Genomic DNA, 4,687 nt, shown 5'->3' on the forward strand with positions numbered 1-4,687 from the left:
GCCGGCAGCCCCGGCAGTGGTACTTAGGCACCCGCAGATGCAGTGTCAGCACCTGATTGCCCTGGCGGGTATGCTTTACGGTACGCCAGTAGGACGCCTTGATCCGCAAACCCGGCACTTGGCAGTGCTTGCACGGCGGCCTGACGCCCGGCTTTGCCCAAACCTATATACCTTGTGTTCGTACTACCCGTTCAATCTCTGGGCCGGGTATGCCTATAATCCTCTTTACGTGGGATATCGGTAGCTCCATTAAACTTGTCATCGCAAAATCAGTCTAATGAATGCGGGTTTCTCCCTTTAAAGATTAAGAGCCATTCCCGATGCTGAAAAGCGGATCACCGAGGTGGTATAACCAGTGGTTTCCGGCAGGATTACCCTTTACCCGAGCCAGCATCGCAAGGAGGCGATATGAGCACAGATAAGCAAATTGAAATTTACCAGTCCGACGACGGCCAGACTCAGATTGAGGTGCATCTGCAGGCCGATACCGTCTGGCTAAATCGGCAGCAACTGGCTGAGCTGTTTGGCCGTGATGTGAAAACCATCGGCAAGCACGTTAATAACGTCTTCAGTGAGGGGGAGTTGGAACGTGGGGTAACTGTCGCAAAATTTGCGACAGTTCAAACCGAGGGGGGCGTACGGTCGAGCGGCACGTGGAGCACTATAGCCTCGATGTGATTATCTCGGTGGGTTACCGCGTCATCTATCGGCAATTGGCATTGTTTAGCCTGACTGCGCCTGGTAAGGGCCGAGTTGTTCCGCCAAAATCTGATGAAAATCGATAATGCTGGATTCATAGGTGCCGAATAGCAGTTTCTCATTGGCGCCGGAACTCATCCCGATTTGTGCCTGTTCACAAACAAACAGATCTTCAGCCTGAAACACACCGTTTTCAATAATACTGTAGGCGCGCTCCCAGTGTGCAGCGGCTTTTTCATCCTGAGGTGGTTCTGGAATCAGGCAGCCGTGCACGCAAACGGTTTTGCTGGCGCTCTGTGGAAACAGTGTTAGGTAGCTGATGTAATCCGGGTGAACAATTAGTGTAGTGTTCGGGTACAGAAAAAAAGCGCAGCTTGCATGATGCCGTAAATCCCAGTCTTGTTCTGGCAGTGAGAGAGCATCGCTAAATTCCTGACGGGCAACTACTGAAATGATGTTGTCACCTTTGCGTTCACTTTTGGCAACGCAATCCAGAAACAACGGACCAACGGTTTTACGGTGCAGGCGAACAACGTGATAGCCGTCGAGAAAGGCCTCGATAATCAGCTTCCAATTGGCGTCTTTTGTGGTCACCGACTGTCTGAAAAAGGTATGTTCTGCCAGTCCAAAAGCGCGAAAATCTTCCTTCAGTTCGGCCATACCATTTGGTAGTGCGGCGCTGCCCGTCGGTGTGCCAGATACCAGAATCAAACCTTCAAGAATGGTGAGTGGTAATTCGGTGAGTCCAAGGCAATCTTTGTCTAATTCATCGAAACACTCATCCTTGAGTGGAATTTTATGCAGGCTACCGTCGAGATCGTAAATCCAGTTATGGTAAGGGCACACAAAAGTCGTCCGATTTTCAACCTTATCGGCGTTGCTAAGGCGAACGCCTCGATGCCGGCATACATTCAAGAAGGCGCGTATTTTCTGATCTTTGCCGCGTACCAGCAGTATGGGCTTGCCGCTGTGATCGTGCACAATGTGGTCACCACTATTCGGCAGCATCGACACATGTCCGACGACAAGCGGCGTGTCTGCAAAAAGTTTACGTTGCTCTGCCTGAAACCAGCGTTCGTCGGTGTAAAACGCTGGGTCGGCCGCGCCCTGACGCGCTTGGGGTGGTCGCGATTCGCGAACATCGTCGAGTAGCGAAGCAAACACGCGGGTCTGTGCAGGTGGTTGCATATTAAGCCTCCAGTGCGTCGATGAACTGTTGCCAGAGTTTTCGGCCCTTGGCGTCGTAATCCACCATAGCGGCCACTAGCGCGCGACGGTTGTCGTGGTTAACCAGTTCTTCTGGCAGCAGTGGGTCCATTAAGAGGAAGCGGACGGTGTCGCTGCCCAGTTCCATGGTTTCGGAAAGCAGAGCGGGGCTAGCGTTCGTCAGGCGCTCGTTGGCGTCTCGCAATTGCACCAAGCGCTGCTGGTATTCCTTATCGAGGACGAGGCTGTCCCAAAGCGAGATAAGCTCGCGCTGGCAGCTATCGTCGGCCTGTTCAATACGGAAGCTGCCTTGAATGGCGTCTAGATCAAGTGCCTGCAGATCAATCACTAGCTGTTCCAGGCCACCGTGCAGGTTGTCGGGGCGTACCCAAATGCCCAAGCGCCAACGCTGCAGGCCACGCAATGCCAGTGCGCGTTGCTGACGACGAAAATGGGCGCTGCTGTCTGCCGCGAGGTTGCCGCAGGCGATAGCAAGCCAGTTGCCGTGCCATGGTATGAGCTGTTGCTCGAGGTGGCGCCAGCGCTGAATTTCTGTGCGCAGTCTGGCTGCGCGCTCGCTCAATTGGTAAAGGCCGCGCGAGGGCTTTTCAAGCAGGCCATCACTTACCAGGCGCGATAGAGAGACCCGCATCTGGTTGCTGGTGAAGTTGAAAACACCGCCGGCCGCTAGCAGGCGACGACTGAAAGCCATGGCCTGAGGGTCGGCATCAAGTAAGTCCAATATCAGACGCTGAGGCGTCAAGCAACTACTGGATGGCTGTATCGACAGTGATAGCATGTCAAAACATTACACGCATTGATGTAGGGGTGTCAATTTATGTAATGTTTTGTGCGGCACTAATACTGGGGTACCCCCGGGGAGTTAATAGGCCGGTTTTCAGTCCAGCGAGGCTTTTACCAAAGGCAGAACGTTTTCCAGTATTTTGCGCTGAGCCTGCTCATTGGGATGGATGCGGTCGGCCTGCATCAGGGCGGGATCAAGCGCGATGCCCTCTAGGAGGAAAGGCAGCAAGGGCACGTTCTTGGCGGCCGCGACAGTATGGAAAGTCTGGTGAAAGGCATCTGTATAGGCCTTGCCGTAATTCGGGGGAATATGCATGCCCAGCAGAATGACATCGCTGCCGGCCTTTCGGGCCAAATCAATCATTGTCTTGAGGTTCTTCTCCAGCAGGGCAGTGGGTTGGCCACGCAGGCCATCGTTGCCACCGACTTCCAGTAGAATCAGTTCTGGCTGATAGTGTGATAGCAACGCGGGAAGCCGTGCTTTTGCACCGTTGCTGGTATCACCGCTGATACTTGCATTTATGACCTTGCGAGGGGCAAGCTCCTGCTGCAGCAGGGAGACCCAATTGCGGTTTTCGGCGACGCCAAATCCGGCGCCAATGCTGTCACCCAGTACCAGTATCTGTGCTTGGGCAGCGGCGGCAATTAGCGTCAGGTACGCCAGCATTACGCGCCTAGAATATAGCGATAATCCGGTGACGAGTGCTTCGGTAAATCTGGTTTTCATCTAACGTGTTTTCCGTAAAATTTACTGGGCCTGAGGGTTTTCTGCTCGGACGTGCATCGGTCAGTCTGGTGAACGCTATTTAGTGAAACCATCAGGCTGGTTTCGAATATTACTGCATAGTGTAAGGCCGGTGCGGCGAAATCAAGCGCCTGTCGAGTACTGGCTTTGTAGCACCGTATTTGTACGGCAGTGTGTCGCTGTTATCAGGCAGGAAAATTCGGGGCCAAAGCGCGCCTTGCAGCACTGATTCGCGTATTCTTACGTAACAAAGACAATTCAGATTTTATGGGGCCGACGCTACTGCGCGGCCCAACCTTGGGGTGGTCATGATACGCGCAGAAAATGTGAGTAAACGAGTTCAGGTAGCCGATAGTGAGCTGAGTATCCTGAAAGAAGCGAATCTGACTATTGAGTCTGGTGAATCGGTCGCGATTATCGGTCCGTCGGGCTCGGGGAAATCCACCTTGCTCGGCCTGCTGGCTGGGCTGGACGAGCCTAGCAGCGGCGATATATGGCTCGGTGGTGAGCATCTCAATGGGCTCAATGAAGATGGAAGGGCGGCATTGCGGGCCCGGCTGGTGGGCTTTGTATTTCAATCTTTTCAATTGTTGCCCGGTCTGACTGCGCTGGAGAATGTGATGATGCCGCTGGAGCTGCGCGGTGATCGCAAGGCAGCGCAGGTATCTCGTGAGTATTTGGAGAAAGTGGGGTTGTCACACCGGCTGGATCACTATCCCCGGCAGCTATCTGGTGGAGAGCAGCAGCGAGTTGCACTGGCGCGCGCTTTTGCACCGCAGCCGGGCATCCTGTTTGCCGATGAGCCTACGGGGAATCTGGATGCGGCCACGGGCGCCAGTGTGAATGATTTGTTGTTTAGCCTGAATAAGGAAAGCACGACTACTCTGGTGCTGGTTACACATGAACCTATTCTTGCCCAGCGATGCGAGCGGCGCATAACGCTGGAGGCGGGTGCGATTGTGGCTGACAGTCTGGAGCCTAGCATTGCATAACACAGTGAATGTAGCGCAATCGAATGCGAACCGTGCCCCGACGAAACAGGCCAGCGTGAATCACCTGAAGTGGTTGGTGCGTGAATGGCGCGGTGGAGAGTTAGCGCTGCTTTTGGTGTCCCTGATTCTGGCGGTGACCATTGTCAGTGGTGTGGCGGGTTTTGCGGATCGTTTGCAGCGAGGCATCGTGGGTGAGAGCAATAAGTTCCTCGCTGCGGACCTGGTATTAAAAACGCCGCGA

At 54.1% G+C, this 4,687-nt stretch carries 7 protein-coding genes; 3 read left to right on the top strand and 4 right to left on the bottom strand.

Going from position 1 to position 4,687, the window contains the following annotated elements; all coding sequences use genetic code 11:
* Positions 1-118: transposase family protein (locus ABYP39_RS17435; protein ID WP_372783871.1), on the bottom strand; the 118-nt coding region annotated here is incomplete at its 3' end.
* Between the two features lie 290 nt (positions 119-408).
* Here ABYP39_RS17435 and ABYP39_RS17440 point away from each other — a divergent pair.
* Positions 409-678 (top strand): hypothetical protein, encoded by a 270-nt coding sequence (locus ABYP39_RS17440; protein WP_372783864.1) that lies wholly within the window; start codon positions 409-411, stop codon positions 676-678.
* 45 nt (positions 679-723) lie between these two features.
* Here ABYP39_RS17440 and ABYP39_RS17445 read toward each other — a convergent pair whose 3' ends face one another.
* The 3 genes from ABYP39_RS17445 to ABYP39_RS17455 all read right to left on the bottom strand — a co-directional run bounded on the left by ABYP39_RS17445 (position 724) and on the right by ABYP39_RS17455 (position 3,376).
* Complete coding sequence (locus ABYP39_RS17445) at positions 724-1,887, bottom strand: SRPBCC family protein (protein ID WP_372783866.1); 1,164 nt, start codon at positions 1,885-1,887, stop codon at positions 724-726.
* Between the two features lies 1 nt (position 1,888).
* Positions 1,889-2,647 carry a hypothetical protein gene (locus ABYP39_RS17450; RefSeq protein WP_372783868.1) on the bottom strand — a complete coding sequence of 253 codons (759 nt, stop codon included), beginning with the start codon at positions 2,645-2,647 and terminating at the stop codon, positions 1,889-1,891.
* Positions 2,648-2,803: 156 nt separating this feature from the next.
* Positions 2,804-3,376 (bottom strand): arylesterase, encoded by a 573-nt coding sequence (locus ABYP39_RS17455; RefSeq protein WP_372750366.1) that lies wholly within the window; start codon positions 3,374-3,376, stop codon positions 2,804-2,806.
* 386 nt (positions 3,377-3,762) lie between these two features.
* Between ABYP39_RS17455 and ABYP39_RS17460 the strand changes: the two genes are divergently transcribed.
* Both ABYP39_RS17460 and ABYP39_RS17465 read left to right on the top strand, forming a co-directional pair.
* The gene (locus ABYP39_RS17460) at positions 3,763-4,446 is read left to right on the top strand and encodes an ABC transporter ATP-binding protein (protein ID WP_372758982.1); all 684 of its coding nucleotides are present in this window, start codon (positions 3,763-3,765) and stop codon (positions 4,444-4,446) included.
* Between the two features lie 55 nt (positions 4,447-4,501).
* A partial coding sequence (locus ABYP39_RS17465; RefSeq protein WP_372783870.1) for a hypothetical protein occupies positions 4,502-4,687 on the top strand: 186 nt, incomplete at its 3' end.

This window comes from Litorivivens sp., from assembly GCF_041625495.1.
Lineage (GTDB): Bacteria > Pseudomonadota > Gammaproteobacteria > Pseudomonadales > Spongiibacteraceae > Litorivivens.